Below are 24,591 nucleotides of genomic sequence, written 5' to 3' on the forward strand. Positions count from 1 at the left end.
ATGCGGCTTGATTTTCGCAGATAACGTTATCATGTGCGGGCCTCATTCCCATCGCATCGCAACATGGAGCAGCCAATGGCGCAGGCCAGCCGTCCCCCTTCTTCCGGCTCCGTTCACCCCGCGCTCGTCATTCTTGCGCTCTCCATGGGTGCCTTCGCCATTGGCACGACCGAATTTGCAGCGATGAGCCTGCTGCCCTTCTTTGCGAGCGATCTGCGCATCAGCGAACCAATGGCCGGCCATGCGATCAGCGCCTACGCGCTGGGCGTGGTGGTCGGCGCGCCGGTGATCGCAGTGCTGGGCGCAAGGCTGCCACGGCGAACACTGCTGATCGGGCTGATGGCGCTGTTCGCCATCGGCAATGGATTGAGCGCCCTGTCGCCTGATTATGCCACCATGCTGCTGTTCCGCTTCCTGAGCGGCCTGCCCCATGGCGCATATTTCGGCGTGGCGGCGCTGGTGGCGGCGTCGCTGGTGCCGAGCGACCGGCGTGCATTGGCGGTGGCGCGCGTGATGACCGGGCTGACCGTCGCGACCGTGATCGGCGTGCCGGTTGCAAACTGGATGGGACAGGCGCTTGGATGGCGTTGGGGTTTCGGCATCGTGGCGGTGCTGGCAATGATCACCATGTCGCTGGTCGCATTATATGCGCCGCGCGACGCGGGCGATCCGCAAGCCAGTCCGATGCGGGAGTTGGGCGCCCTCAGGAAGCCCCAGGTGCTACTGACGCTGCTGACCGGCGCCATCGGCTTTGGCGGGCTGTTCGCTGTCTATACCTATTTGGCCTCCACCATGATTTCGGTGACCCATGTGTCGGAGCGGTTCGTGCCGATCGTGCTGGCGGTCTTTGGCATCGGCATGACGATCGGCAATCTGGGGGCGGCGTGGGCAGCGGACCGGGCGCAGGGCAGAACCGGGATCATCGTGCTGCTGTGGAGTGCGGCGTCCCTTGCCCTTTTCCCGCTGATGGCTGGAAATATCTGGAGCCTGACGCTGGTGATCTTCATGATCGGCTGCGGCGGGGGATTGGGCAGCGTGCTGCAGACGCGGCTGATGGATGTGGCGGACGATGCGCAGACGCTGGCGGCGGCAGCGCATCACAGCGCCTTCAACATCGCCAATGCGCTGGGACCATGGCTGGGCGGGCTGGCGATATCGGCAGGCTATGGCCTGACCTCGACCGGGTGGATCGGTGCGGGCCTCTCCCTGGGTGGCCTTGCGATCTTCCTTCTGGCGCTTGACCTGCGCCGGAGGTCTTTGTCCTTGGTGGCCGTGGCCTGCGAGTGAGCCGAGCCGGCTTCTACTTTTCCGGGGACGCTTTAATCAGCTTCGCATAGCTGCCCGCCACGGCTGTCACGCGCGTTGAGGGCCGAGGCGGCATCGCTCGCCACGCGGGGGAAGCTGACGCCTTCCAGCGAGCCGCGTCCCCTGCAGAGTTCCGTGCATTTCATGTCGACCACGCCGGGCAATGACAGCTGATCGCCGTCATATTGGGCGACCACGATGCAATGATCGCTGCGGGAAAAGCTGAGTATCAGCTTGTCGCCTGCCCTTCGCGCCGTGCCTGCGCCCGCGCAACTCTGGTCCTCCCCGAAGGTCGCTTCCAGGCCGAAGCGATAATCGCCATTCTTTGCCGGGATTACGCAGAGCGCATCGCGTCCAGATTCATGTTTTCGCTGGTAGAGGCCGACGGGCGGCACTTTGGCGGCGTCCGCGATTACGCCGGTTTCGATGGCGGCGCGCTCCAGGCCCGAACTGGTCTGAATTCCAGTATCCCGCGGCCCCGGCGCGGAGCCCGCCTGACGCTGGCACGCCGCGAGCAGAAGCAACAGGGCAAGACTAGTTCGGCGCATCGACAGGTGCCAGGCCTTTCGGACCGATGCGGCGGAAGAAACAGGAACGCGCGCCGGTGTGGCAGGTGGGACCGGCAGGCGCGGCCTTTACCCAGACGGCGTCCTGATCGCAATCGATGCGGAGATCGCGCACCTGGAGCATATGGCCGGACGTCTCGCCCTTTTTCCACAGCGCCTGGCGGCTGCGCGACCAGAAATGCGCGAGGCCGGTATCGCGGGTGAGTTGCAGCGCTTCGGCATTCATATGCGCGACCATCAGCAGCTCGCCACTTTCCACATCGGTCACGACGGCAGTGATCAGGCCGTCCCTGTCATATTTCGGATTGAGGGTCAGGCCCTTGTCGCGCGCTTCGTCCATGAGCGGGCTATAGAGGGCTGCAACGCCCGTGCGAAGCCCTGAATGATGGAGAGGCGGGAGACGAACAACTCTTCGACCAGCCCGACGCAAATGGAAGAAGCCGTGCCTGCCCAATAGGGCTTCCAAGAGGAAAATGGGGCGATCGACGGGATCCGAACCCGCGACCTCCGGTACCACAAACCGGCGCTCTAACCAACTGAGCTACGATCGCCACAGGGGCTGTGCCCCTTGAGAGAAGGCCACATATGCGGCCCATCCCGCGCCGTCAAGCGACCTCATGGCGAAAAATCAGCGACACCGAAATAAAAAGAAAAAGGGGCGAAGAGCCTGACGCTCTCCACCCCTTTTCATGCCCGGAAAATCAGCGCGCATGGGAACCGTCGCCCCTGCTGCGTTCAATCCGGCAATCTCTCCAACAGAAACTTCCGCCAACCGCGATGCCGGCTTGGAATCAAAATGGGACGCCCACGAGGAAGCGCCCCTTGAGCCCTTTAGTTTACCGAATCCTTCAGGCCCTTGCCGGCCTTGAACTTCGGCTGGGCCGAAGCCTTGATCGTCATCGTCTCGCCCGTGCGCGGGTTACGGCCGGTCGAGGCCTTGCGCTGAGAAACGGAGAAAGTGCCGAAACCGACAAGGCGGACTTCGTCCCCCTTCTTCAGGGCTCCGGTGATGGCGTCGAAAACGCCCTCGACAGCCTTGCTTGCGTCGCTTTTTGAAAGGCCGCTGCTTTCAGCGACTGCGCTGATAAGATCCTGCTTGTTCATGCCTTGGGAACCCCCTTCTAGCTGTTTGGATAGTTTAGGAATCGCGGCGTAGGCGGCGCAATAAGGCCCAGCTTTCGGGCCTTGTCAAAGGGAAAGCGGCGTCAGCAGCCAGTCTGGCGAGATTTTATGGTAAATCCCCGCCGATCAGCCCGCCCAGGCCGCTTTCCTGATCCATATCAATGCCGAATGGAGGCTTCCCCATCCCGCCCCTGCGCCGGACTCGGCTGGGCGGCGAGATCATCCTCCTCGGTCCAGGCGATCGCCTCCGGCTTGCTCATCAGGGCGCGGGCCAGCACCTCGTCCACATGGGATACGGGGACGATCTCCAGCCCTTCCTTGATATTGGCGGGAATCTCCGCAAGATCCTTCTCGTTCTCCGCCGGGATGAGCACCGTCTTGATGCCGCCGCGCAACGCCGCCAGGAGCTTTTCCTTGAGGCCGCCAATGGGCAGTACCCGGCCACGCAGGGTCACTTCGCCGGTCATCGCCACATCCTTGTGCACCGGAATGCCCGTCAGCGTCGACACGATGGCCGTCACCATGCCGATGCCGGCCGATGGGCCATCCTTGGGCACGGCCCCTTCGGGAAGGTGGATGTGGATGTCCTTGCGCGTGAAGATGCTGGGCTTGATCCCATAACCGGGCGAACGCGCCTTCACATAGGAGAAGGCGGCCTGAACCGACTCGTTCATGACCTCGCCCAGCTTGCCTGTGGTCTTGATCGCGCCCTTGCCCGGCACGGTCACGGCTTCGATGGTCAGCAGTTCGCCGCCCACCTCCGTCCAGGCGAGGCCGGTCACGGCGCCGATCTGATGCTCTTCCTCGCCCACGCCGTGGCGGAACTTCCGCACGCCGGCATAATCAGCGAGATTCTCCGGCGTGATCGTCACCTTGTCATAGACGCCTTCAAGGATCTTGCGCAGTGCCTTGCGGGCGAGACGTGCCACTTCCCGTTCCAGGGTGCGGACGCCGGCTTCGCGCGTGTAATAGCGGATGAGGTCGCGCACCGCCTCTTCACTGACGTCCAGTTCGCCTTCCTTGAGGCCGTGGGCGTCGATCTGCTTGGGCAGCAGGTGCCGCTGCGCGATCTCTACCTTCTCATCCTCGGTATAGCCCTCGAGGCGGATGATCTCCATGCGATCGAGCAAAGGTTGCGGCAAATTCAAGGAGTTGGCCGTCGTCACGAACATCACGTCCGAAAGATCGACGTCGATTTCCAGATAATGATCCTGGAACTTGCTGTTCTGTTCGGGGTCGAGCACCTCCAGCAGAGCAGAAGCCGGATCGCCGCGGAAATCCTGTCCCAGCTTGTCGATCTCGTCCAGCAGGAAGAGCGGGTTCATCGTCCCGGCCTTCTTGAGGTTGGTTACGATCTTGCCCGGCAGCGAGCCGATATAGGTGCGGCGGTGACCCCGGATTTCCGCCTCGTCACGCACGCCGCCCAGCGACTGGCGCACGAATTCGCGGCCAGTGGCCTTGGCGATGCTGCGGCCGAGCGAGGTCTTGCCGACACCCGGAGGACCAACGAGGCAGAGGATCGGCCCTTTCAGCTTGTTCGTGCGCGCCTGCACGGCGAGATATTCGATGATCCGGTCCTTGACCTTCTCCAGCGCGAAATGATCCTCGTCCAGGATCGCCTGCGCCTTTTTGAGGTCGGTCTTGACCTTCCCCTTCTTGCCCCAAGGCAGGCCCAGCAGCACGTCGAGATAATTGCGCACGACCGTCGCTTCGGCCGACATGGGCTGCATGCCCTTCAGCTTCTTGAGCTCCGCCGTTGCCTTCGTCCGGGCTTCCTTGCTGAGCTTGGCCTTGGCGATCTTCTCGGTCAGTTCGGCGAGTTCGTCGCCCTCCTCGCCATCGCCATTGCCCAGTTCGCGCTGGATCGCCTTCAACTGTTCGTTGAGATAATATTCGCGCTGGGTCTTCTCCATCTGCCGCTTCACGCGGCCGCGGATCTTCTTCTCGACCTGAAGCACGCCCAGTTCGCCCTCCATGAAGGCGAAGACCATTTCGAGGCGCTTGACCGGGTCGGCCTCGACCAGCAGCGACTGCTTGTCGGCGACCTTGACGTTGATGTTGGCGGCAACGGCGTCGGCCAGACGACCCGCATCCTCGATCTCACGAAGTTGCACGGGCGTTTCCGCCGGCAGCTTCTTGTTGAGCTTGGCATAGTTTTCGAACTGTTCGGCGACTGACCGCATCAGCGCTGCGGCTTCCGGACCTTCAGCGGCGATTTCTTCAACCGCGGTCACGCCGGCGATCAAATGGCCACCGGCCTGCGCCATGCCGTCCAGGCGGGCACGCTGCTTGCCCTCCACCAGCACGCGGACCGTACCGTCGGGCAGCTTCAGCAATTGCAGCACCACGGCGATGACGCCGGTGTCGTAGAGCGAATCCTGCCCCGGATCATCCTCCGCCGGGTCGAGCTGGGACACGAGGAAGATTTCCTTGTCGCCTTCCATCGCGGATTCGAGCGCGGCCACGCTCTTGTCGCGGCCCACGAACAGCGGCACGATCATCTGCGGGAAGACGACGATGTCACGCAGGGGAAGCAGGGGATATTGCGTAGTCATTCACTCTCCGGGGTGAGAATCCACCCAGTCATGCGGTTCATCGCCTTTATGGGGACGATCACCGCATGGTTCAATCACGCGTTATGGGATCGCAATCATGAATAAAGGCTGATCCCCGGCATCGCTGCGATCAGAAAGGCAGTTTGAAGCCGGGCGGCAGAGGCAGGCCGGCGGTCATCTTGCCCATTTCGGCGCTGGAGACTTCGTCCGCCTTCTTGCGCGCATCGTTGAACGCGGCGGTGATGAGATCTTCCAGCATCTGCTTTTCCGATACGGCAAGCAGGCTGTCGTCGATGGCGACGCCCAATATGCGCCCCTTGGCCGAAGCGCGGACCTTCACCAGCCCGCCGCCGGCGCTGCCCTCGACTTCCAGCTTGTCGAGATTTTCCTGGGCGCGTTGCAGTTCCTCCTGCACGCGGTTCGCCATGCCCAATATTTCGTTCAGATCCTTCATCGCTCTGCGCTCCATTGTTCGAGCTCATTGCCAAGCTCGGCATCGGGGAAAGCGGCGAGCGCCGCCTTGACCACCGGGGTTTCCATGATTTCCGCGCGGGCGTCCGCCGCCTTGCGCATGTCCTGTTCCTGCAGCGTCGGCGCGGCGGGACCGTCGACCGCACTGACGCGCCAGGCCGTGCCGGTCACCTCGCGCAGCGCCGGGTTCAGGCGGGCGAGGAAATCGGACGGCAGCGAGGGCGTCGGGACGTAATCCAGTTCCGGCGCGGCATAACGGACAAGGCCGATGCAATCGTGCAGTTCCTGCGCCAATTGCCCCTTGCCCCGTTGCCAGAAGGCCTCGATCAGATCCTCAAAACTGCCTGGCAGCTTCGCGGCGGGCGAGCCGACAGGGCCGGCAACCGGCGCCTGACCCGGATCAGCAGCAGCGGACGCGCCAGTGCGGAGCAGGCGTGCGATCTCTCCCGGATCGGGCATGGTTGCGGCATGCATCACCCGCAGCAGCGCCATTTCACAGCTTTCGATCGGCAGGGTGGCGCTGGCGACCTCGTCATGGCCCTTCAGCAGCAACTGCCAGAGGCGGTGAAGCTGCGCGAAGCCGAGTTGCGACGCCCAATCGGCCAAAGCCTCGCGCTCCTCCGCCGACTGGCCCGGACTGGCGATGTCGCGGCCAGCCTTCACCAGCGTAACCGCATGAACCAGTTCCAGCAGGCCGCGCATCAGCGAAAGCGGCTCGACCCCCAGCGCATATTGGTCACGCACCGCGCCCAGCAGCGCGCCGGTGTCCCCCTCCAGCAGCAGGCCCAGGAGACGGCGCGTGGCCCCCCGGTCCGAAAGACCCAGCATGTCGCGGACCTGCAGGGCTGTGACGAGCGGGGCGCCGTCACCCATTTCGGCATGGGCGATGGCCTGATCCAGGATCGACAGGCCATCCCGCGCGGAACCCTCGGCAGCCTGGGCGATCAGCGCCAGCGCATCGGGTTCGGCGGCGACCGATTCCGCCTCCACCACATGGGCGAAATGGGCGGCCAGCAGTTCGGCGGGGATACGGCGCAGGTCGAAACGCTGGCATCGTGACAGCACCGTCACCGGCACCTTGTTCACCTCCGTCGTGGCGAAGAGGAATTTCACATGCGCCGGCGGCTCCTCCAGCGTCTTCAGAAGCGCGTTGAAGGCGTTCTTCGAGAGCATGTGGACTTCGTCGATGATGTAGATCTTGTAGCGGGCCGAGACCGCGGCGTAGCGCACAGCCTCTATGATCTCCCGCACATCGTCGACGCCGGTATGGCTGGCGGCGTCCATTTCGACCACGTCGATATGGCGACCTTCCGCAATCGCCCTGCATGGCTCACAGACGCCGCAGGGATCGATGGTGGGGCCGCCCTGCCCGTCGGGGCCGATGCAGTTCAGCGCCTTGGCAATCAGGCGCGCGGTCGAGGTTTTCCCCACGCCGCGCACCCCGGTCATCAGGAAGGCGTGGGCCAGGCGTCCACGCCGGATCGCGTTGCCCAGCGTTTGCACCATCGCGTCCTGCCCGATCAGTTCCCGGAAATTGCGCGGGCGGTATTTGCGCGCGAGCACGCGATAGGGCTGGGGGGAATCGGACATTTCGATGTTCTAACCGTTCGCGCCGGGCTTGTCGAAGCGCTGTCCTGACTTCGTGGAAAGAAAAGAACAGGGCTTTGACAAGCCCGGGCCCAACGGAATTTGGATGGAGGTGGGAGCCGGAACGACCCGCAGCGAAATCACTGTGGCTGCTTCCGTCAGGACCTGACCAGGTTCGCGACGACTACGCCCGCCCGACTCCCGGCGCGGCATATGGCGAAAGGTGGAAGGGATGGCAAGGGGTGGCGCAATCGTTGCGGCTTCCAAATGAGACATGTTCCTGCCTTCGCAGGAGCAGGATGGTTCCTGAAACGATGGTCGCGCGCCTTCTCGCCGGCTTATTCCAATCCCGTCTTCTGCGCCTTCCCCACAAAATCAAGCGCGGCGCGCGCCGTTTCGGCGATGGCGGCTTCGGCGGCCTTCGCATCCACCGTCGGGCGATCGAGATAGATGGCGAGGACATATTCCTCGCCCGACGGCGCCTTCACCAGCGCCACGTCATTATAGGCGGTGCCACAGCTTCCGGTCTTGCTGCCCGAGGTCCAGCCCTTGGGCAGGCCTGCCTTGATCCGATTGGCCCCGGTTGTGCTGGCATCGAGCCAGCCGCGCAGCTTTTCGGCACTGCCCGGCGCGAGGTCGCGAAAGATCAGGCGGCCCATCAGGCCGGCCATGGCGGCCGGACTGGTCGTATCGCGCTCGTCGCCCTCGACATTCTGATTGAGCGAAGGCTCGTTACGATCGAGCCGGGTCACCATGTCGCCATGGGCGCGGATGAAACGGGTCAGGCCTTCCGGCCCGCCGACCATGGGCAGCAACAGGTTGGCCGCGCTGTTGTCACTGACCTCGACCGCTGCCGCCGCCAGTTCCTCCATCGACATGCGGCCGCGCTTGAGGTTCGCCTTCACGACAGGGGCATAATCCAGAAGATCGGCCTTGCTGAAGCTGATCTGTCCCTCCAGCCCGAACTTGCCGCCTTCCGCGCCGGTCAGCACGGCAGCGGCGAGCGGTGCCTTGAAGGTCGAACACATGGCGAAGCGCTCGTGCGGGTTGAAGCCCAGCATCAACGCGCCCTTGCTGTCCACCAGCGCCACGCCCAGCCGGCCGCCGGTCGCGCTCTCAATCTCCTTGGGATTGCGGACAGACGCCAGCGCGGATTCGCTTATTATATAGCGAGGGGCGGGCGGCAGGAGCGATGGTCGCGGGGTTTCCTGCTGCGCGGACGCCGGCGCGGCGAGCAGCAGAACCGCAGGGATCAAGCGTTTTGGCAAGCTCACATTCCCTGCATATTGTAGGATTCGCCCGGAATGCGGACCGTCAGGCTGTCGAGCTTTTCGTCCAGTACGATCTGGCAGGACAGCCGGCTGGTGCGGGTAGCGGCGGCGGCAAGGTCCAGCATGTCTTCCTCATCCTCGCTCGCCCGCTTGAGCTTCGGAAAATCTGCGGCGTCGACGATGACATGGCATGTCGAGCAGGCCATCTGCCCCTCGCAAGTGCCTTCGAGCGGCTGGCCTGCGGCCTGCGCGACCTCCAGCAGCACGGCGCCCGTCGGCGCTTCGACCTCCTGCTTATGCTCTCCATCGGCGCTGACGAAGACGACCCTGGTCATGATATGCGTTCCCCGCTTTATGGTGTCACATGGGGCGCAAACGGTTTTCCGCTTTTCCGCACCATGCCTCAAGGCGCCCATATTTGGGCTGCCCTGTTCATTGTTTCCGCAGCATCCTCCAATTCGGTCAGCGTCGTGTACCGGCCAAAGCCGATCCGCACCGATCCGCGCGCCTCCGCATCTGAAAGGCCGAGTGCGCGCAGAACATGGCTAGGCCGCCCGGACCCACTTGCGCAAGCGCTGCCGAGCGAAAAAGCGACATCACGGCATTCCGACAACAGCCGCGCACCGTCGACTCCTGAACGACGGAGGTTCAGATTGCCATGATAGCGCAAATTTTCGCTGCCGTTGAGCGTCCATTGGGAGAAGAGATCGCGAGCAGCGGTCCAGAGCGCTTCCACATGAAGGCGGTCGCTTTCCGCCCGTTCACGCATCAGCCGCGCAGCGACGCCGAAGCCGGCGCACAGGGCCGGCGAAAGGGTACCCGAACGCAGGCCACCCTCCTGCCCGCCGCCGTGGATGATGGGCGCCAGGGCCACGTCGTCGCGCAGCCAGAGCGCACCGACGCCCTTGGGCCCATGGATCTTGTGGGCGCTGATCGCGATCATGTCGCATCGGGATGGGACAGGCACCCGGCCATAGCCCTGAACGGCGTCGCAGAGAAACAGCGCGCCAGCCGTGCGCGCAAGGTCCGCGAGTTCCGCGACAGGCTGGATAACGCCGATCTCGTTGTTGACCAGCATGGCCGCGACGAGCGCCGTGCCGGGCTGGATCGCCCTGGCTGCCTCTTCAAGGTCGACGATGCCGTCATGGCGAACCGGCAGGATCGTGACGTCCCGCCCGCCCCTGCGCAACGCGTCGACCGTGTCGAGGACGGCGGCATGTTCGGTCGCGATGGTGACGATGCCCCCCACCGGTGCGCCCTGAATACCCAGGTTGAGCGCTTCCGTCGCGCCGGAGGTGAAGATCAGGCGCCCGCCCTCCGGCAGCAGCCTCAGGATTTCCTCGCGGGCCAGTTCCACCTGCGCGGTGGCCGCCCGGCCCAGCCGGTGGGGGCTGTGCGGATTGGCGAACTGGTCGCGGAGCAGCGGAACCATCGCGTCGAAAGCTTCGGGCGCGAGAGGCGTCGTCGCCTGATAATCGAGATAGATCGTCATCGCGCCCGCGCCGCCATCGATGTCCAGGCCGCGGCGAAACGATCCACCTCCGCCTCGCCGGTATCCGGGCCGAAGCTGACGCGGACGACTTCGCCCGCCTGCGCATCGTCCCATCCCATGGCGTGGAGGACATGGCTGGTCTTGAGCGAGCCCGAAGAACAGGCGCTGCCCGCCGAAACGGAAATGCCCGCAAGGTCGAACTGGATGAGTTGGGCGCGAGCGGACAGGCCGGGCATGCGGTAGCTGGCGATGGCAGGGATGCGCGGAGCGTCGCGAGCGACGATCTCGCCGCCGGATGCCTCGATGGCGGCGTCCAGCCTGGCGCGAAGGGTCGCCGCTTTGGGCAGCCAGTCCTCGCGCGCCTCCAGCGCCGCCGCCATGGCGAGGATGGCGGGCAGGTTTTCGGTGCCGGGGCGATAGCCCTGCTCCTGGCCGCCGCTGGGATGGATCAGGGCAAGATCCTTGATCAGCAGCGCGCCTATGCCCGGAGGGCCGCCGAATTTATGCGCGCTGATCGCGATCATGTCGGCATCGGGGAGGGGAAGCTTGCCCGCGCTCTGGGCGCAGTCCGCGAAGAGGAGCGCGCCTTCACGGTCGAGCGCATCGAGAGGCTGGATGACGCCGGTCTCATTGTTGACGTGCTGGATGGCGAGGATGGTCTTACGCCCTTCATCCCCGTGCCGATGGGAAAGACGAAGAAGCCCATTCGCGTCCACCTGCAACCGTTCGGCATGCGGGGTGACGCGCAGGACCGAATCATGCTCCACCGGCGAGGTCAGGACTCGGTCCGCCTTGACGCGGCCGAGCGCGATGGCGATCGCTTCGCTCGCGCCGGAGGTGAAGATGATCTGCCCGCCCCATCCCAGCGCGGCACCGATGCGCCGCCGCGCATCCTCCAGCGCGGCACGGGCGGCGCGGCCGTCGCCATGCGGGCTGGATGGATTGGACCAGTTCGCCAGCGCCTCGACCATCACTGCCCTCGCCTGGGGCAGGATCGGCGTGGTGGCGGCATGATCCAGATAGAGACGGTTGGAAGCCACGGATCTGGGAAGACTCATTGATTGCGGAAATGGTGGCGACTTCTATATAGGCGGTCTGTCGCACAGCGCCAGCGCTGGCTGCTGCGCCCCCTCCATTCGCGGCCCGCCCTGTTTTGGGTCGGGCAGCCCAGAACCATAACAGGTGCCATGCCCGACGTTATTTTCCCCGGACCCGAAGGCCGTCTCGAAGGCCGCTTCAGCCCCCCGCCCCGCCCCCGCGCGCCGGTCGCGATGATCCTTCATCCGCATCCCCAGGGCGGCGGCACGATGAACGACCGCATCACCCAGGCGCTCTACAAGACCTTTGTGCGGCGCGGCTTCGCGACGTTGCGCTTCAACTTCCGGGGCGTGGGACGCAGCCAGGGCACGTTCGACAACGGCATTGGCGAATTGTCGGATGCCGCCGCCGCGCTCGACTGGGTGCAGAGCTTCCATCCGGAGGCCCAGACCACCTGGATCGCCGGATTTTCCTTCGGCGCGTGGATCGGCATGCAACTGTTGATGCGCCGTCCGGAAATTCGGGGCTTCATCTCGGTCGCGCCGCCGGCCAACATGTATGACTTCTCCTTCCTGGCGCCCTGCCCCTCCTCCGGCATCATCGTGCAGGGGACGGCGGACGAGGTCGTGACGGCAAGCGCGGTGCAGAAGCTGGTCGACAAGCTGCGCACGCAGAAGGGCATCACCATCCATCATGACGAAATCCGTGGCGCAAACCACTTTTTCGAGCATGAGCTGGAGCAGCTCATGAAGTCGGTCGACAACTATCTCGACATGCGCCTGTCGCCCGATTCGCCCATTCGGTGAGCCCGGCCCGATGCTGAAGTTTCAGGGGCTGCTCCGGCGGCCCCTTTTCTTTTCGCGCCTTGGGTCAGGCCCTGCAACGGTCCCGCACGCGAGAGGGAAGCTGGCGCTGAGAAGTTGGGGTTGAGGTGGCAGAGGAATTTTGCGCTTGGCCCGATGGTCTGTGCGATCTAGCCGCCAAGCGCGATGAGTGAGCAGAAGAACGAATCCCGGCTGATTTGGAGCCGTTATTACAGCGCCTTCGTTCCCGCGCCGGCGGGGCCGGGTTTTCTGGACCGGTTGAAGGCGGCGAGCGGCGCCATTGGCGGCATCGCCATTACCGGCCTGCTGTGCGGGCTGATGCTGGGTAACGGGATCGCCCACCCGCTGCTGGTTGCGCCCATGGGCGCCTCGGCCGTGCTGCTCTTTGCCGTGCCGGCCAGTCCGCTGGCCCAGCCATGGTCGGTCTTTGGCGGCAATGTGGTGTCGGCCCTGGCCGGGATCACCGTGGCGAAACTGATACCCGATCCCACCATCGCCGCCGCATTGGCCGTGGGTTGCGCAATTGGTGCGATGTCGCTCTTCCGGTGCCTTCATCCTCCGGGTGGAGCGGTAGCACTGTCGACGGTGCTGGGCGCCACCCACGGGGCGCCCGGCTATATGTTCGCTTTTGTGCCAGTGGCGGTGAACACCGCGTTGCTGGTGACGGTGGCGATCATCTTCCATCGGATAGCCGGACATAATTATCCGCATATCGTGCCGAAGGCGTCCAGCGCCCATGGCACCAGCGATCCTGTGCCGGTCCTGCGCACGCCGTCGGAACAGGACGTCGAGGAGGCGTTGCACGCCTATGGCGAGACATTGGACGTGGATGCGGCCGATTTGCAGATGGTTCTGCATGACGCGGAAATGCGCGCCGCCGAACGGGCGCATGGCCGGCTGACATGCGGCGAGATCATGTCGCGGGACGTCATCTCCGTCCAAGAAGACCGGCCGGTGGCCGAGGCGAGGGAACTGCTCCACCTGAGGCAGCTATTGTCCTTGCCGGTGCTGGACAGATCCGGGCGCGTGCAGGGCGTGGTGGGACCCCTGGACCTGGCGCGCCAGGGGGAGCGGGTGCGCGACATCGCCTCTGCGCCCTACGTGGTGCATGCCGATACGCCGGTGGCGGCGTTGCTGCGGCCCCTGACCGGCGGAGCGCGGCGCGAGGCGATTGTGGTGGACGACGACCGGATGCTGTGCGGCCTGATTACCCAGACTGATTTGCTGACCGCGGTGGCACTTCGCGCCTAGCGGCCATGTCCCGGCAGCGACAGGTCCGGCCCCGGAATGGCGGAAATGGCGACATTGGCGAACATCACCAGCCCGGCCAGGATCATCAGCGTGCCACGCTTGCGGTCGCCCCGCTTCGCGATGGCGTATATGCCGCCGCCGGTCAGCGCCATGCCCGTGAGCATCAATATCGATAAAATCGTGCCAGCCATGAAGCAGGCCATAGGTGGGCGGGTGGACTGTGGCAATATCGCGGATCAGCCCCTATGAGGCGCGGGAACGAATCACCTTTTGCGTGACAGGACGAATTTGCCGTGAAAATCGCTATCGCCTCCGACCATGCCGCCGTCGATCTGAAGGCGGAACTTGCCGATTGGCTGCGCGCTGAAGGGCATGAGGTCGACGATCTGGGTCCGGCGACTGCGGACCGGGTGGATTATCCCGACTTTGGTTACAAGCTCGCGACGGCGGTGGCTTCGGGTGCTGCCGAACGCGGCATCGCGCTGTGCGGGTCGGGCATCGGCATTTCCATTGCCGTGAATCGCAACCCTGCCTGTCGCTGCGCGCTGGTGTCGGAGCCGCTGTCGGCCGCGCTCAGCCGCGAGCATAATGACGCCAACGTCCTGGCCATGGGCGCGCGCCTGACCGGCGTGGACATGGCCAAGGCCTGCGTCTCCGCCTTTCTTTCCACCGATTTCGGCGGTGGCCGCCATGCCGGCCGTGTCGAGAAACTCTCCCAGCCCGCGCTTTAAGGAGCCTGCCCTATGAGCACCGCCACCCTCACCCAGCCCGCCCTGTCGGACATTCGTTCCGAAGGCTATTTCACGCGCAACCTGGCCGAAGCCGATCCGGCGGTCTTCGCGGGCGTCACCAGGGAACTGAAGCGCGAGCAGAACCAGATCGAGCTGATCGCTTCGGAAAATATCGTGTCCAGGGCGGTGCTGGAGGCGCAGGGCAGCGTCTTCACCAACAAATATGCCGAAGGCTATCCGGGCAAGCGCTATTATCAGGGCTGCGCGCCTTCCGATGAAGTCGAGCAGCTGGCCATCGACCGGGCGAAGGAAATCTTCAATTGCGGCTTCGTCAATGTGCAGCCCCATTCGGGCGCTCAGGCGAACGGTGCGGTGATGCTGGCGCTGACGAAGCCGGGCGACACCATCATGGGCCTGTCGCTGGATGCCGGCGGGCACCTGACCCATGGCGCCAAGCCCGCGCTGTCGGGCAAATGGTACAATGCCGTGCAATATGGCGTGCGCGAGGATACTCACCTCATCGACTATGACGCGCTGGAGGCGCAGGCGATCGAGGCCAAGCCGACGCTGATCATCGCGGGCGGTTCGGCCTATCCCCGCCACCTCGACTTCGCCCGCTTCCGCGCGATCGCGGACAAGGTCGGCGCACTGCTGATGGTGGATATGGCGCATTTTGCAGGCCTGGTGGCCGGCGGTGCGCATCCGACGCCCTTCGGCCACGCCCATGTCGTGACCACCACCACGCACAAGACGCTGCGTGGCCCGCGTGGCGGCATGATCCTGACCGATGACGAGGCCATTGCGAAGAAGATCAATTCGGCGGTGTTCCCCGGCCTTCAGGGCGGGCCGCTGATGCATGTGATCGCGGCGAAGGCGGTCGCCTTCGGCGAAGCGCTGCGGCCTGAATTCAAGACCTACGCCCAGGCGATCGTCACCAATGCGAAGGCGCTGGCCTCAAAGCTGGAGCAGCGCGGCCTGGCGGTCGTTTCCGGCGGCACCGACACGCACCTCGCCCTGATCGACCTGCGCCCCTATGGCATTTCGGGCAAGGATGCGGACGAGGCGCTGGAGCGCAGCTTCATCACCTGCAACAAGAATGGCGTGCCGGGCGACCCGCTGCCGCCGACCAAGACCAGCGGTATACGGGTCGGTTCCCCTGCGGGAACGACGCGCGGGTTCGGCGTTGCGGAGTTCGAGGCGATTGGCGACATGATCGCGGATGTTCTGGAAGGGCTGCGCGATCATGGCGAGCATGGCGATGCCGCCGTGGAAGCCAATGTCCGCGAGCGCGTTTCCGCCCTCTGCGCCCGCTTCCCGATCTACGAAGGGTAAGCGCCCTTGCGTTGCCCCTTCTGCGCCCATGACGACAGCCAGGTGAAGGACAGCCGCCCGACGGAGGATGGCGCCGCCATCCGTCGCCGGCGGCAATGCGAAGCCTGCGGTGCGCGCTTCACCACCTTCGAGCGGATTCAGCTTCGCGATATCTGGGTGGTGAAGAGCGAGGGGCGCAAGGAAGCCTTTGACCGCGACAAGCTGGCGCGCTCCATCGGCATCGCCTCCCGAAAACGGCCGATCGATCCAAGCCGGCTGGAGAAGCTGATTTCCGGCATCCAGCGGCAACTGGAGACTTCGGGCGACGGCGAGGTTCCTGCACGCGCCATCGGGGAGATGGTGATGGAAGGGCTGAAACGCCTCGACAGCGTCGCCTATATCCGCTTCGCCAGCGTGTACAAGGACTTCACCGATGCGCGGGATTTCGAGGATTTCGCCTCCACGGTGAAGGAGGTGGGGAGTGATTGAGGCTCTAGCCGACTCTCCCCCTCCCCCCGTCATCGTGCTCGTTCGCCCGCAGCTTGGCGAGAATATCGGCAAGGCGGCGCGGGCCATGCTGAATTTCGGGCTGACCGAAATGCGGCTGGTGTCGCCTCGCGACGGTTGGCCCAATCCCGATGCCGGGCCGTCTGCGGCAGGCGCCGATGCGGTGCTGGACAAGGCGGAGGTGTTCGAGACGCTGGCCGACGCCGTGGCCGATTGCGCGCATGTCTATGCGACGACCGTGCGCAAGCGGGGCGTGACCAAGCCTGTTGTGACGCCCGAAGAGGCGGCACGGGAAATCCACGGCGCCACGGGACGTTCCGCTTTCGTCTTTGGGCCTGAGCGATCGGGGCTGGAGACCGAGGATGTGGCACTGGCGCGGAAGATACTGACGGTGCCGATCAATCCGGAATTCGGATCACTCAACCTGGCGCAGGCGGTGATCCTGTGCGCCTATGAGTGGTCGAAACAGGCTTTGCTGGAGCAGCCGACCGTGGTCGATCTGGGCGAGCCGGCGCCGCAGGCGGAGCTGGAGGGGATGATCGCGCAGTTCGAGACGCTGCTGGAAGGGGCCGGCTATTTCTTCCCGCCGGACCGGGCGCCCGCGACCAAGCGAACCCTGCGGAACCTGCTGACCAAGCCCGGCTGGAACCATCTTGAGGTTCGGACCTTGCGCGGCGTCCTGTCCGCACTGGGCCATCCCCGCGCGCGCTGAACTACGTTGCGATTCTAGCTCCTGAGCCGATCGAACTCGTTCATTTCATAAGCGATCGACGCTTCGACCAACATTTCCCACAGCGCCCCGACCACATCGGCGGGGATACCGAGACGCTCTGCTTCGGCCTGTGCATTGGCTATGACCTCCGCCTTGCGCGCTTCGTCACGGACGGCGCCGCGATCCGGCTTGATGCGGGCAGCGGCGCGCATATGAGCGAAACGGCGGGCAAGCAGGGCGACAAGCTGGCGGTCGAGTTCATCCACGCCCGCGCGGACTTCGGCCATGGTCGTGTAGCTTTCGGGGTTCATGGCCCGCTCACCTAAGGCCGGAACGCCAGGCTGTCGAGGGTTGACATGCCCCGCGCCCTTCGCCATAGGCGCCGCTTCGCGATTGGCTCCGCATCCCGGTGAAGCGGTGGCCCTGCCCCTGAAATACGGATCGCAGGCGATACCGGGAACAACGTTGAAGCAATTGTCTAGGACCATATCATGTCGAAGCGTTCAAGCGCCAAGTACAAACTCGACCGCCGCATGGGCGAGAACATCTGGGGCCGCCCGAAGAGCCCGGTCAACAAGCGTGAATATGGCCCCGGCCAGCACGGCCAGCGCCGCAAGGGCAAGATGTCCGACTATGGCATTCAGCTGCGCGCCAAGCAGAAGCTGAAGGGCTATTATGGCGACATCACCGAAAAGCAGTTCAAGAAGAACTACACCGAAGCCGCGCGCATGAAGGGCGACACCGGCCAGAACCTGATCGGTCTGCTGGAGCGCCGTCTGGACGCCGTCGTCTATCGCGCCAAGTTCGCCCCGACCATCTGGTCGTCGCGCCAGCTGGTTTCGCATGGCCACGTCTATGTGAACGGCGTGAAGTGCAACATCGCGTCGCGCCTGGTGAAGCCGGGCGATGAGATCACCCTGGGCAAGAAGGCGCAGGAAATGGCGCTGGTCCTGGAAGCCCAGAGCCTGCCCGAGCGTGACATCCCCGACTATGTCGTCGCGGACGGCGCTGCCAAGGTCACCTATGTCCGCGTGCCGACGCTGGACGAAGTGCCTTATCCGGTGAAGATGGAACCCAATCTGGTCGTCGAATTCTATTCGCGCTGATCCGGTTTCGCTTCCGGCGAGATATTCAGGAAGGCGGTCCTTCGGGGCCGCCTTTTTTATTTGCCCGCCCGGCTTGTTGGCGCGCTCCGTTTGTTGCCCATCCAGCTTGTTTGCCCTCCCCGCTTGTTTGATGGCCGGCCAACTGGCATCAACGGCGCATTCGCAGTCTTTTCAAAGGCCTTGTCATGCGCGCGCTTTTCCTCACCTCTCTCATCGCCCTTGCCAGTGGGGGCGCGGCGATGGCGGCCTCCTCCGTCGGCGGTCCTTCGATCGAGACGATGAAGGAAGTGGTGAAGGAGATATCCTCCGACGCCTATGAAGGCCGCGCGCCGGGAACGGTGGGGGAGGAGAAGACCCTCGCCTATCTGGTGCAGCGTTTCGAGGCCCTGGGGCTGAAGCCCGGCAACAAGGGAAGCTGGTTCCAGGACGTGCCCCTGGTCGAGATCGACGCGAAGAATGTGTCGCCGCTGCGCTTCACCGGCGGCAAGACGGCGGTTTCGGCCAGTTACGGGCCTGAAATGGTGATCGCCACCTACCGCACCGGCCAGCCGCACATCGATGTGAAGGACAGCCCGGTCGTCTTCGTCGGCTATGGCATCAATGCGCCGGAAAAGAAGTGGAACGATTATGCCGGCATCAATGTGAAGGGCAAGACGGTCGTCATCCTGGTGAACGATCCCGATTACCAGACCCCGACGCTGCGCGGCCCGTTCAACGGGCGGGCGATGACCTATTATGGCCGCTGGACCTACAAGTTCGAGGAGGCCGCCCGGCAGGGCGCGGCGGCGGCGATCATCGTGCATGATACCGTGCCCGCCGCCTATGGCTGGAATGTCGTGCAGTCGAGCTGGACCGGCGCCCAGCATGTCGCCGACAGCGCCAATGGCAATGCCAACCAGTCGGCCGCCATAGGATGGATCCAGAAGGACAAGGCCGCGGCGCTGATGGCGAGTGCGGGCCTGAACCTCGACACGCTGATGGCGGCGGCGAGGAAGCGTGGCTTCAGGGCGGTTCCGCTCAGGAATGTGAAGGCCAGCGTCTCATTCGACAATGCCATCCGCAAACATAGCTCGAAAAATGTCGTGGCGCTGCTCCCCGGCAAGGCCCGACCTGACGAATATGTCCTCTATGCGGCGCATTGGGATCATCTGGGCCATTGCGAGGCAGCGCCCGACGGCGACGACATCTGCAACGGGGCCATCGACAATGCGACCGGGACGGCGGCGCTGGTGGCTCTGGCAGAAGCCAATGTGAAGGCCGGACCGACCGACCGCAGCCAGGTTTTCCTGGCCGTGACGGCCGAGGAATCGGGCCTGCTGGGGTCAGCCTATTATGGCGATCATCCCGTGTTTCCGCTTGGCCGGACGGTCGGCGGGGTCAATATGGACGCGCTCAGCATGGCGGGCCTTGCGAAGAATGTCGTGGTGATCGGCAAGGGCAAGTCACAGCTCGATGCCTATCTCGACCGCGCGCTGGCGGCGCAAAAACGGGTGGCCAGCCTGGAGCCGACGCCGGAAAAGGGCTTTTACTATCGCTCCGACCATTTCAGCTTCGCCAAGCATGGCGTGCCGATGCTCTATTTCGAAGGCGGCCAGGATCTGGTGAAGGGCGGCCCCGCGGCGGGCGCCAGAGCCGCGAAGGATTATGAGGAGCATCATTATCACGGCCCCAAGGATGAATATGATCCCAAATGGGATTGGAGCGGGGTGAAGGCGGACCTGAAGCTCTATTATGATGTGGGGCGTGCGCTGGCGAATACGACCGATTGGCCCAATTGGATGCCGGGCGACGAGTTCCGGGCAATCCGCGACAGGAGCCGAGCGGGGAAATAACGGTTTTCCGCCATTTTTTACAAAATTTCGCGCCGAAGTTCACACCATATGCGCGCGCGTGCCTGCGCGCGCGTATGCGTGAGGAAACAATCTGTCGGACGTTTCAAAGAGCGATGCCGCGATAGTCTGGCCGACACCGAGTAGGACAGGTCGGATTACGCTCCGTTGAAGAAATAGGATGTTTTTTGAACCCGTTGTTGCCGATTGGGCACGCATCATGAGCGGGATGTCATGGTTGACCTTCCCACGGCTGTCGACCAATCTCTGTCACTTCTCTCAGACAATCCGAACAATGATACCTGTCATTCACTTCGATGGCGGGTTGAATAGTGAATGACGAAATCCAGTGGCGAGCCGACATGGAACTTATACCCGAGTGGTAGGACAATTTGTCCCTTTTCCCAATTAAGCTCTCGCAGCTATGTCGCCGACGCGCGAAAAATGAGTTGCAGGGTGGTGTCTCCTGCGGCCGGCTTAGCCCGGCTTCTTCCTAGCCTCTGCGCCTAACCCTGCGTCGTCGGGGAAAGGCTCTGCACGACGCTATGAAAGGAGACAGGAACATATGCCCATCGCAATCCACCGCATCCTCACATCCCGCTGGTTCAACTTTCTGGCGCGCACGGTCCTGACATTTGTTTTCTGGAGCGCAGGTCTCGCTGGCATTTTCGATTTTTCCGGGAAAGTCATTGAGATGGAAATGGTCGGTCTTGAACCGGCAGCACTGTTCGCGTTGGCGGTTACAATTGTCCAGATCGGCGGCTCGACGCTCATAATCATAGACCGTTTCGCATGGCTCGGTGCTGGAGCGCTAGGGGTGTTTCTGGCACTCACGATACCTATCGCCCATCCCTTCTGGCAGATGTCCGAGCCGAACCGCACCTTCGAGTTCTACGTTGTTCTTGAGCATATCTCCCTGATCGGCGGACTGATGATTGCAGCAGCACTCAGCGGACGCAAGACGATCTCGTGAGGTGATCAGGATGTAGGCCAGCCATAACGGAGCGTCGATTTTGGCGCTCCGAACGGCCCAAATGGGGCGATTGCTGCCGAACGATTTTTATCGCGCAAGGTCAGCTATCGCCGATCATGTCTCCAAAAACTGACTGACTGAAAACCACCCATTTCCGCAAACGCTGTCGTGTTCCTTCAACGGGTCCCCTTCCCACCCAAATAGGCCGTTCATCATAATGCCTATGGAATGCGCAACGCGATCCTGTAGAGGGCGCGGAGGACAGCTTGCAATCAGGAGCCAGGCCGATGACTTTCCGTATGCCCGCCGAATGGGCGCCGCACGAGTGGAGCTGGATCGGCTTTCCCACCTCTGCCGAGGAATGGCCCGGCGCGTTCGAGGGTGCGCGGCGGCAGATCGCTGATTTTGCCAGCGCGCTGCATGCCGGCGGCAAGGGCGAGGAGGTGCGGTTGGTCTGCGCCAATGAGGGCGATGCGGAGGCCGCTCGCACCCTGGTGGCGCCTGGGGTTGCCGTTGTCGTGCACAGGCTGGGCGATGTGTGGCTTCGCGATACGGCACCCATCGCGGTGATGCGGGGCCGGGAAAGGGCGCTGGTGGACTTCGGCTTCAACGGCTGGGGCGGCAAATATCGGATGCCGGGCGACGAGGATATAGGCGCGCGGCTGGCGGCGACGACGGGATTGCCCACATCGACCCAGAATTGGGTGTTCGAAGGAGGCGCGGTCGACACCGATGGCACGGGCCTGTTCGTGACGACCGAGCAATGCCTGCTCAACCCCAATCGCAACCCCGAACTGGACCGGGGAAAGATCGAAACCCTGCTGGCGGGATCGCTGGGGCTGTCCGACATGCTGTGGCTGGGCGACGGCCTGCTCAACGACCATACCGACGGGCATGTCGACAATCTGGCCCGCTTCGTGGCGCCGGGCGTGCTGGCGCTGCCCGAAGCGAGCACGGAGGATGATCCCAACGCAGCCGTCTATGCCGATGCGTGGGCGCGGGCCAGGGCATTCGGGGTCGACATCGCCTCCATCCCCTCCCCCGGTCGGGTGATCGTGGATGGGGAGGCCATTCCGGCGAGCTACATGAATTTCTTTGTCGGCAATGCCGCCGTCATCGTGCCCATTTATGGCCAGCCCAATGACCAGGCGGCTCTCGATGCCCTCAAACCCTTCTTCCCTGATCGGGAGATTGTCGGGTTGCCCAGCGATGGGATCCTGTCGGGCGGCGGCAGCTTCCATTGTTGCAGCCAGCAGATGCCGTCGGCCTGAATGAGCGCGATGCTGGCGCTGCGGGCACTCCTTTCCGGGATCATCATCGCCATCGTGTCGGTGGTGTCGCGGCGGTATCCGGGGCTGGGCGCGCTGATCGCGTCGTTGCCGCTGATTTCGGTGCTGGGGATGATATGGCTGTGGAACGACAAGCCGGACGTGGAGAATATGGCCCGCCATGCGGAGGCCACATTCTATTTCGTCATCCCTTCCCTGCCCATGTTCCTGCTGATCCCCATGTTGCTGCGCCGCGGCGTTTCCTTCGCGCCCGCGCTGATCGCGGGTTGCGCGGTCACGATCCTGCTCTATCTCCTGACCGTCGCCATTGCGGCCCGCATGGGCATTCGTCTTTAGGGTGTTACCGATGACCAAGATTACCGTTGCCGCGCTCCAGCTCGCCTTTTCCGACGATCGGGCGGACAATATCGAAATGGTCGCGGGCCATGTGGTCAAGGCAGCGGCGCGCGGCGCGAAGATCGTCCTGCCGCCCGAACTGTTCGAAGGCCACTATTTCTGCAAGGTCGAGGAGGAGGAGCTCTTCGCCAGGGCCCTGCCCCTGGACGAGCATCCCGCCGTGCAGGAAATGCGCAAGGTGGCGAAGGCGGAGGGCGTCTATATCCCCGCCAGCTTCTTCGAGCGCGACGGCCATCATCATTACAATTCGCTCGCCATGATCGACGATGAGGGCGAGATCATGGGCGTTTATCGCAAGAGCCACATTCCCGACGGGCCGGGTTATGAGGAGAAATATTATTTCCGCCCCGGCAATAGCGGGTTCAAGGTGTGGAACACGAAATATGGCGTCGTCGGCGTCGGCATCTGCTGGGACCAATGGTATCCGGAAACAGCGCGGGTGATGGCGTTGATGGGGGCGGAGATGCTCTTCTATCCGACGGCGATCGGGTCCGAACCTTATGACGCCGATCTCGACACCAGCCGCATGTGGCGTCGGGCGATGATCGGCCATGCGGTGAGCAACTGCATGCCCGTGATCGCCGCCAATCGCATCGGCGAGGAGGATGGCCAGAAATTCTACGGCCACAGCTTCATCACCGACGAGTGGGGCGATTTTGCCGCGGAAGCCGACGGCAAGGACAATGGCGCGCTGGTGGCGACGCTGGACCTGGCGCAGGCGCGCCAGCATCGTGCCGGCATGGGCTTCTTCCGCGACCGGCGGCCGGAGCTTTATGCGCGGATCGCGCAGGACATATAGGCTGCGGCGGCTGGGGCGATTTCCTGACCGGCGATCGGTTCCGGCCGAATGGAAGTCGGGCTAGCCCGCCGCCAGTTCCACCGCCCTTTCGAACACCGCCTCGAACATGTCGGCGGTCAGGCGGCCGGTGTTCTGATTATATCGCGAACAGTGGTAGCTATCGATGACGATCCTGCCGCTGGGCATGCGATGCTCCGCCAGATGAGCGAAGCGCGCCTTGGGGAGCTTGCCACCCAGCGCCTTCACCACGGACTGGTGCGCGATCTGGCCCAGGGCGACGAAGACCTGCGCATGGGGCAAGGCCGCGACGGCGGGCTTCAGGAAGGCCCGGCAGTTGCGGACTTCATCCGGCAGCGGCTTGTTCTGCGGCGGCAGGCATTTGACGGCATTGAGAATGATGACGTTGCGCAGCGTCAGGCCGTCATCGGGCCGCGCATCATAAACACCCTCGGCAAGCCCGAATTTGCCCAGCGTGGCGAACAGCAGGTCGCCGGCATCATCCCCGGTAAAAGGGCGCCCCGTCCGGTTGGCGCCCATCTTGCCGGGCGCAAGTCCGACGACCGCGATCCGGCCGAGCGGATCGCCGAAGAGCGGGACCGGCGCATTCCACCAGCCTGGATGATCGACGCGATTCTGCTGCCGGAGAGCGGCCAGTCGCGGACAAAGCGGGCAATCATGCGGCGCTTCACTTTGCGGGATAGGACTTTTCAGCGTCATGGCGACGGGATAGGCGCTGCTCCATGGCCAAGACAAGCGCTCGTCATCTTTACGCCCTCGCTTTGGGATCAAACCGGGCCCTTTCGGCGCGGATGACTCCCGCGCGCCTGCTGGACGAGGCGGTTCGCCGGATCGCGGCGTTGGGCCAGGTTCTCGACGTCGCACCCGTCATGCGGACCCCGCCGATCGGTCCGTCGCGGCGGATCTTCGCCAATGGCGCGCTGCTGGTGGAGAGCCGCCTGCCGCCCGAGGAGATGCTGTCGCAATTGCAGGCGATAGAATGCATGCTTGGCCGGCGGCGGTTCAGACGCTGGGGGCCAAGGCGCCTGGACATCGACATCATTCTCTGGTCCGGCGGTCGCTGGAACAGCCGGTCGCTGCACATACCGCATCCAGACTTTCGCAGCCGCGATTTCGTGCTGGAACCGCTGCACGCCATCGTGCCTGGATGGCGCGACCCTGTATCGCGGCTTTCGATCCGCCATTTGCGCTTCCGCTTGCGAAAAGCGATTTCTGGAGGTTGACCAGCCGCACCGCCGCCTCTAGTGCGTGCGGACCTCAGGACATGAGGGCCCTTAGCTCAGTCGGTAGAGCAACTGACTTTTAATCAGTAGGTCGCTGGTTCGAATCCAGCAGGGCTCACCATCCCGCTGATCTTCGATGTCTCGTCAATCGACGGCGTGGATCAGCAGTGCGGCGAAGCACCAGATCTCGATTGAAACCAGCAGGCCGAACAATA

26 protein-coding genes, 2 tRNA genes, 1 other RNA gene and 1 pseudogene are annotated in these 24,591 nt (G+C 63.9%); 15 read left to right on the forward strand and 15 right to left on the reverse strand.

Translation table 11 applies throughout. From position 1 onward, the window contains the following. Nucleotides 1–75 precede the first annotated feature (75 nt). Complete coding sequence (locus tag MRBLMA1_RS03035) at nucleotides 76–1,287, forward strand: MFS transporter (RefSeq protein WP_363734944.1); 1,212 nt, start codon at nucleotides 76–78, stop codon at nucleotides 1,285–1,287. 32 nt (nucleotides 1,288–1,319) lie between these two features. On the opposite strand, the gene MRBLMA1_RS03040 is transcribed toward MRBLMA1_RS03035, so the two are convergent. The 12 genes from MRBLMA1_RS03040 to MRBLMA1_RS03095 form a co-directional block, all read right to left on the reverse strand. Continuing rightward, nucleotides 1,320–1,853 carry a hypothetical protein gene (locus tag MRBLMA1_RS03040; RefSeq protein ID WP_363734945.1) on the reverse strand — a complete coding sequence of 178 codons (534 nt, stop codon included), beginning with the start codon at nucleotides 1,851–1,853 and terminating at the stop codon, nucleotides 1,320–1,322. After that, entirely contained in the window at nucleotides 1,840–2,211 is a 372-nt protein-coding gene (gene hisI / locus MRBLMA1_RS03045) for a phosphoribosyl-AMP cyclohydrolase (RefSeq protein WP_363734947.1), read from the reverse strand. Before hisI ends, MRBLMA1_RS03040 begins: the two co-directional genes overlap by 14 nt. Before the next feature lie 134 nt (nucleotides 2,212–2,345). Beyond that, a tRNA-His gene (locus MRBLMA1_RS03050) sits at nucleotides 2,346–2,422 on the reverse strand. A gap of 280 nt (nucleotides 2,423–2,702) precedes the next feature. Then, nucleotides 2,703–2,975 carry an HU family DNA-binding protein gene (locus MRBLMA1_RS03055; protein WP_007688799.1) on the reverse strand — a complete coding sequence of 91 codons (273 nt, stop codon included), beginning with the start codon at nucleotides 2,973–2,975 and terminating at the stop codon, nucleotides 2,703–2,705. Nucleotides 2,976–3,151: 176 nt separating this feature from the next. After that, complete coding sequence (gene lon, locus MRBLMA1_RS03060) at nucleotides 3,152–5,548, reverse strand: endopeptidase La (protein ID WP_363734948.1); 2,397 nt, start codon at nucleotides 5,546–5,548, stop codon at nucleotides 3,152–3,154. A gap of 130 nt (nucleotides 5,549–5,678) precedes the next feature. Beyond that, a complete protein-coding gene (locus tag MRBLMA1_RS03065; protein WP_363734949.1) occupies nucleotides 5,679–6,002 on the reverse strand; it encodes a YbaB/EbfC family nucleoid-associated protein in 324 nt (107 codons plus the stop codon). Beyond that, entirely contained in the window at nucleotides 5,999–7,609 is a 1,611-nt protein-coding gene (locus tag MRBLMA1_RS03070; protein WP_363734951.1) for a DNA polymerase III subunit gamma/tau, read from the reverse strand. The genes MRBLMA1_RS03065 and MRBLMA1_RS03070 overlap by 4 nt, the downstream gene beginning before the upstream one ends. 105 nt (nucleotides 7,610–7,714) lie before the next feature. Continuing rightward, nucleotides 7,715–7,812, reverse strand: an RNA gene (gene ffs / locus MRBLMA1_RS03075) — signal recognition particle sRNA small type. Between the two features lie 132 nt (nucleotides 7,813–7,944). Further along, nucleotides 7,945–8,862 carry an SGM family class A beta-lactamase gene (gene blaSGM, locus MRBLMA1_RS03080; protein WP_363735386.1) on the reverse strand — a complete coding sequence of 306 codons (918 nt, stop codon included), beginning with the start codon at nucleotides 8,860–8,862 and terminating at the stop codon, nucleotides 7,945–7,947. A 14-nt stretch (nucleotides 8,863–8,876) separates the two neighbouring features. Then, entirely contained in the window at nucleotides 8,877–9,212 is a 336-nt protein-coding gene (locus MRBLMA1_RS03085) for a 2Fe-2S iron-sulfur cluster-binding protein (protein WP_133654664.1), read from the reverse strand. 68 nt (nucleotides 9,213–9,280) lie between these two features. After that, complete coding sequence (locus MRBLMA1_RS03090) at nucleotides 9,281–10,369, reverse strand: cysteine desulfurase family protein (protein ID WP_363734952.1); 1,089 nt, start codon at nucleotides 10,367–10,369, stop codon at nucleotides 9,281–9,283. Continuing rightward, on the reverse strand, nucleotides 10,366–11,409 hold the full coding sequence (locus tag MRBLMA1_RS03095; protein ID WP_363734953.1) for a cysteine desulfurase family protein: 1,044 nt from the start codon (nucleotides 11,407–11,409) through the stop codon (nucleotides 10,366–10,368). Before MRBLMA1_RS03095 ends, MRBLMA1_RS03090 begins: the two co-directional genes overlap by 4 nt. 147 nt (nucleotides 11,410–11,556) lie before the next feature. Here MRBLMA1_RS03095 and MRBLMA1_RS03100 point away from each other — a divergent pair, with 147 nt between their 5' ends. Then, a complete protein-coding gene (locus tag MRBLMA1_RS03100) occupies nucleotides 11,557–12,213 on the forward strand; it encodes an alpha/beta hydrolase (protein ID WP_133654661.1) in 657 nt (218 codons plus the stop codon). A 183-nt stretch (nucleotides 12,214–12,396) separates the two neighbouring features. Next, nucleotides 12,397–13,482 carry an HPP family protein gene (locus tag MRBLMA1_RS03105; protein ID WP_363734955.1) on the forward strand — a complete coding sequence of 362 codons (1,086 nt, stop codon included), beginning with the start codon at nucleotides 12,397–12,399 and terminating at the stop codon, nucleotides 13,480–13,482. On the opposite strand, the gene MRBLMA1_RS03110 is transcribed toward MRBLMA1_RS03105, so the two are convergent. Further along, nucleotides 13,479–13,673, reverse strand: coding sequence for a hypothetical protein (locus tag MRBLMA1_RS03110; RefSeq protein ID WP_363734957.1), 195 nt, complete (start codon nucleotides 13,671–13,673; stop codon nucleotides 13,479–13,481). The two genes, MRBLMA1_RS03105 and MRBLMA1_RS03110, sit on opposite strands and share 4 nt — an antisense overlap. Before the next feature lie 102 nt (nucleotides 13,674–13,775). On the opposite strand from MRBLMA1_RS03110, the gene rpiB reads away from it, so the two are divergent. From rpiB to MRBLMA1_RS03130, 4 genes and pseudogenes are all read left to right on the forward strand, one after another. Then, a complete protein-coding gene (gene rpiB / locus MRBLMA1_RS03115; protein WP_363734958.1) occupies nucleotides 13,776–14,213 on the forward strand; it encodes a ribose 5-phosphate isomerase B in 438 nt (145 codons plus the stop codon). A 12-nt stretch (nucleotides 14,214–14,225) separates the two neighbouring features. Continuing rightward, nucleotides 14,226–15,545 carry a serine hydroxymethyltransferase gene (gene glyA / locus MRBLMA1_RS03120; protein WP_363734959.1) on the forward strand — a complete coding sequence of 440 codons (1,320 nt, stop codon included), beginning with the start codon at nucleotides 14,226–14,228 and terminating at the stop codon, nucleotides 15,543–15,545. Between the two features lie 6 nt (nucleotides 15,546–15,551). Further along, nucleotides 15,552–16,013, forward strand: coding sequence for a transcriptional regulator NrdR (gene nrdR, locus MRBLMA1_RS03125; RefSeq protein WP_133654656.1), 462 nt, complete (start codon nucleotides 15,552–15,554; stop codon nucleotides 16,011–16,013). Nucleotides 16,014–16,029: 16 nt separating this feature from the next. Continuing rightward, a pseudogene (locus tag MRBLMA1_RS03130) lies at nucleotides 16,030–16,743 on the forward strand (RNA methyltransferase); the annotation flags it as partial. 14 nt (nucleotides 16,744–16,757) lie between these two features. On the opposite strand, the gene MRBLMA1_RS03135 reads toward MRBLMA1_RS03130, so the two are convergent. Continuing rightward, nucleotides 16,758–17,054 (reverse strand): chorismate mutase, encoded by a 297-nt coding sequence (locus MRBLMA1_RS03135; protein WP_363734960.1) that lies wholly within the window; start codon nucleotides 17,052–17,054, stop codon nucleotides 16,758–16,760. Between the two features lie 180 nt (nucleotides 17,055–17,234). Here MRBLMA1_RS03135 and rpsD point away from each other — a divergent pair, with 180 nt between their 5' ends. The 6 genes from rpsD to aguB all read left to right on the forward strand — a co-directional run bounded on the left by rpsD (nucleotide 17,235) and on the right by aguB (nucleotide 23,135). After that, complete coding sequence (gene rpsD / locus MRBLMA1_RS03140) at nucleotides 17,235–17,849, forward strand: 30S ribosomal protein S4 (protein ID WP_363734962.1); 615 nt, start codon at nucleotides 17,235–17,237, stop codon at nucleotides 17,847–17,849. A gap of 185 nt (nucleotides 17,850–18,034) precedes the next feature. After that, nucleotides 18,035–19,681 (forward strand): M28 family peptidase, encoded by a 1,647-nt coding sequence (locus MRBLMA1_RS03145; RefSeq protein WP_363734963.1) that lies wholly within the window; start codon nucleotides 18,035–18,037, stop codon nucleotides 19,679–19,681. 562 nt (nucleotides 19,682–20,243) lie between these two features. Then, entirely contained in the window at nucleotides 20,244–20,651 is a 408-nt protein-coding gene (locus tag MRBLMA1_RS03150) for a DoxX family protein (protein WP_363734964.1), read from the forward strand. A 287-nt stretch (nucleotides 20,652–20,938) separates the two neighbouring features. Further along, nucleotides 20,939–21,922: an agmatine deiminase family protein gene (locus MRBLMA1_RS03155; protein ID WP_363734965.1), complete on the forward strand. Its 984-nt coding sequence runs from the start codon at nucleotides 20,939–20,941 to the stop codon at nucleotides 21,920–21,922. Further along, the gene (locus MRBLMA1_RS03160; RefSeq protein ID WP_363734966.1) at nucleotides 21,923–22,276 is read left to right on the forward strand and encodes a DUF3147 family protein; all 354 of its coding nucleotides are present in this window, start codon (nucleotides 21,923–21,925) and stop codon (nucleotides 22,274–22,276) included. A gap of 10 nt (nucleotides 22,277–22,286) precedes the next feature. Further along, entirely contained in the window at nucleotides 22,287–23,135 is an 849-nt protein-coding gene (gene aguB / locus MRBLMA1_RS03165) for an N-carbamoylputrescine amidase (protein ID WP_363734967.1), read from the forward strand. A 60-nt stretch (nucleotides 23,136–23,195) separates the two neighbouring features. Here the strand turns inward: aguB and MRBLMA1_RS03170 are convergent, their stop codons facing one another. Then, a complete protein-coding gene (locus tag MRBLMA1_RS03170) occupies nucleotides 23,196–23,852 on the reverse strand; it encodes a uracil-DNA glycosylase (RefSeq protein ID WP_363735387.1) in 657 nt (218 codons plus the stop codon). Between the two features lie 23 nt (nucleotides 23,853–23,875). Here MRBLMA1_RS03170 and folK point away from each other — a divergent pair, with 23 nt between their 5' ends. Together folK and MRBLMA1_RS03180 are read left to right on the forward strand one after the other, a co-directional pair. Continuing rightward, a complete protein-coding gene (gene folK, locus MRBLMA1_RS03175; protein WP_363734968.1) occupies nucleotides 23,876–24,376 on the forward strand; it encodes a 2-amino-4-hydroxy-6-hydroxymethyldihydropteridine diphosphokinase in 501 nt (166 codons plus the stop codon). Nucleotides 24,377–24,421: 45 nt separating this feature from the next. Next, nucleotides 24,422–24,497: transfer RNA gene (locus MRBLMA1_RS03180), tRNA-Lys, on the forward strand. Nucleotides 24,498–24,591: the final 94 nt, after the last annotated feature.

This window comes from Sphingobium sp. LMA1-1-1.1 (assembly GCF_040676365.1).
Classification (GTDB): Bacteria; Pseudomonadota; Alphaproteobacteria; order Sphingomonadales; family Sphingomonadaceae; genus Sphingobium.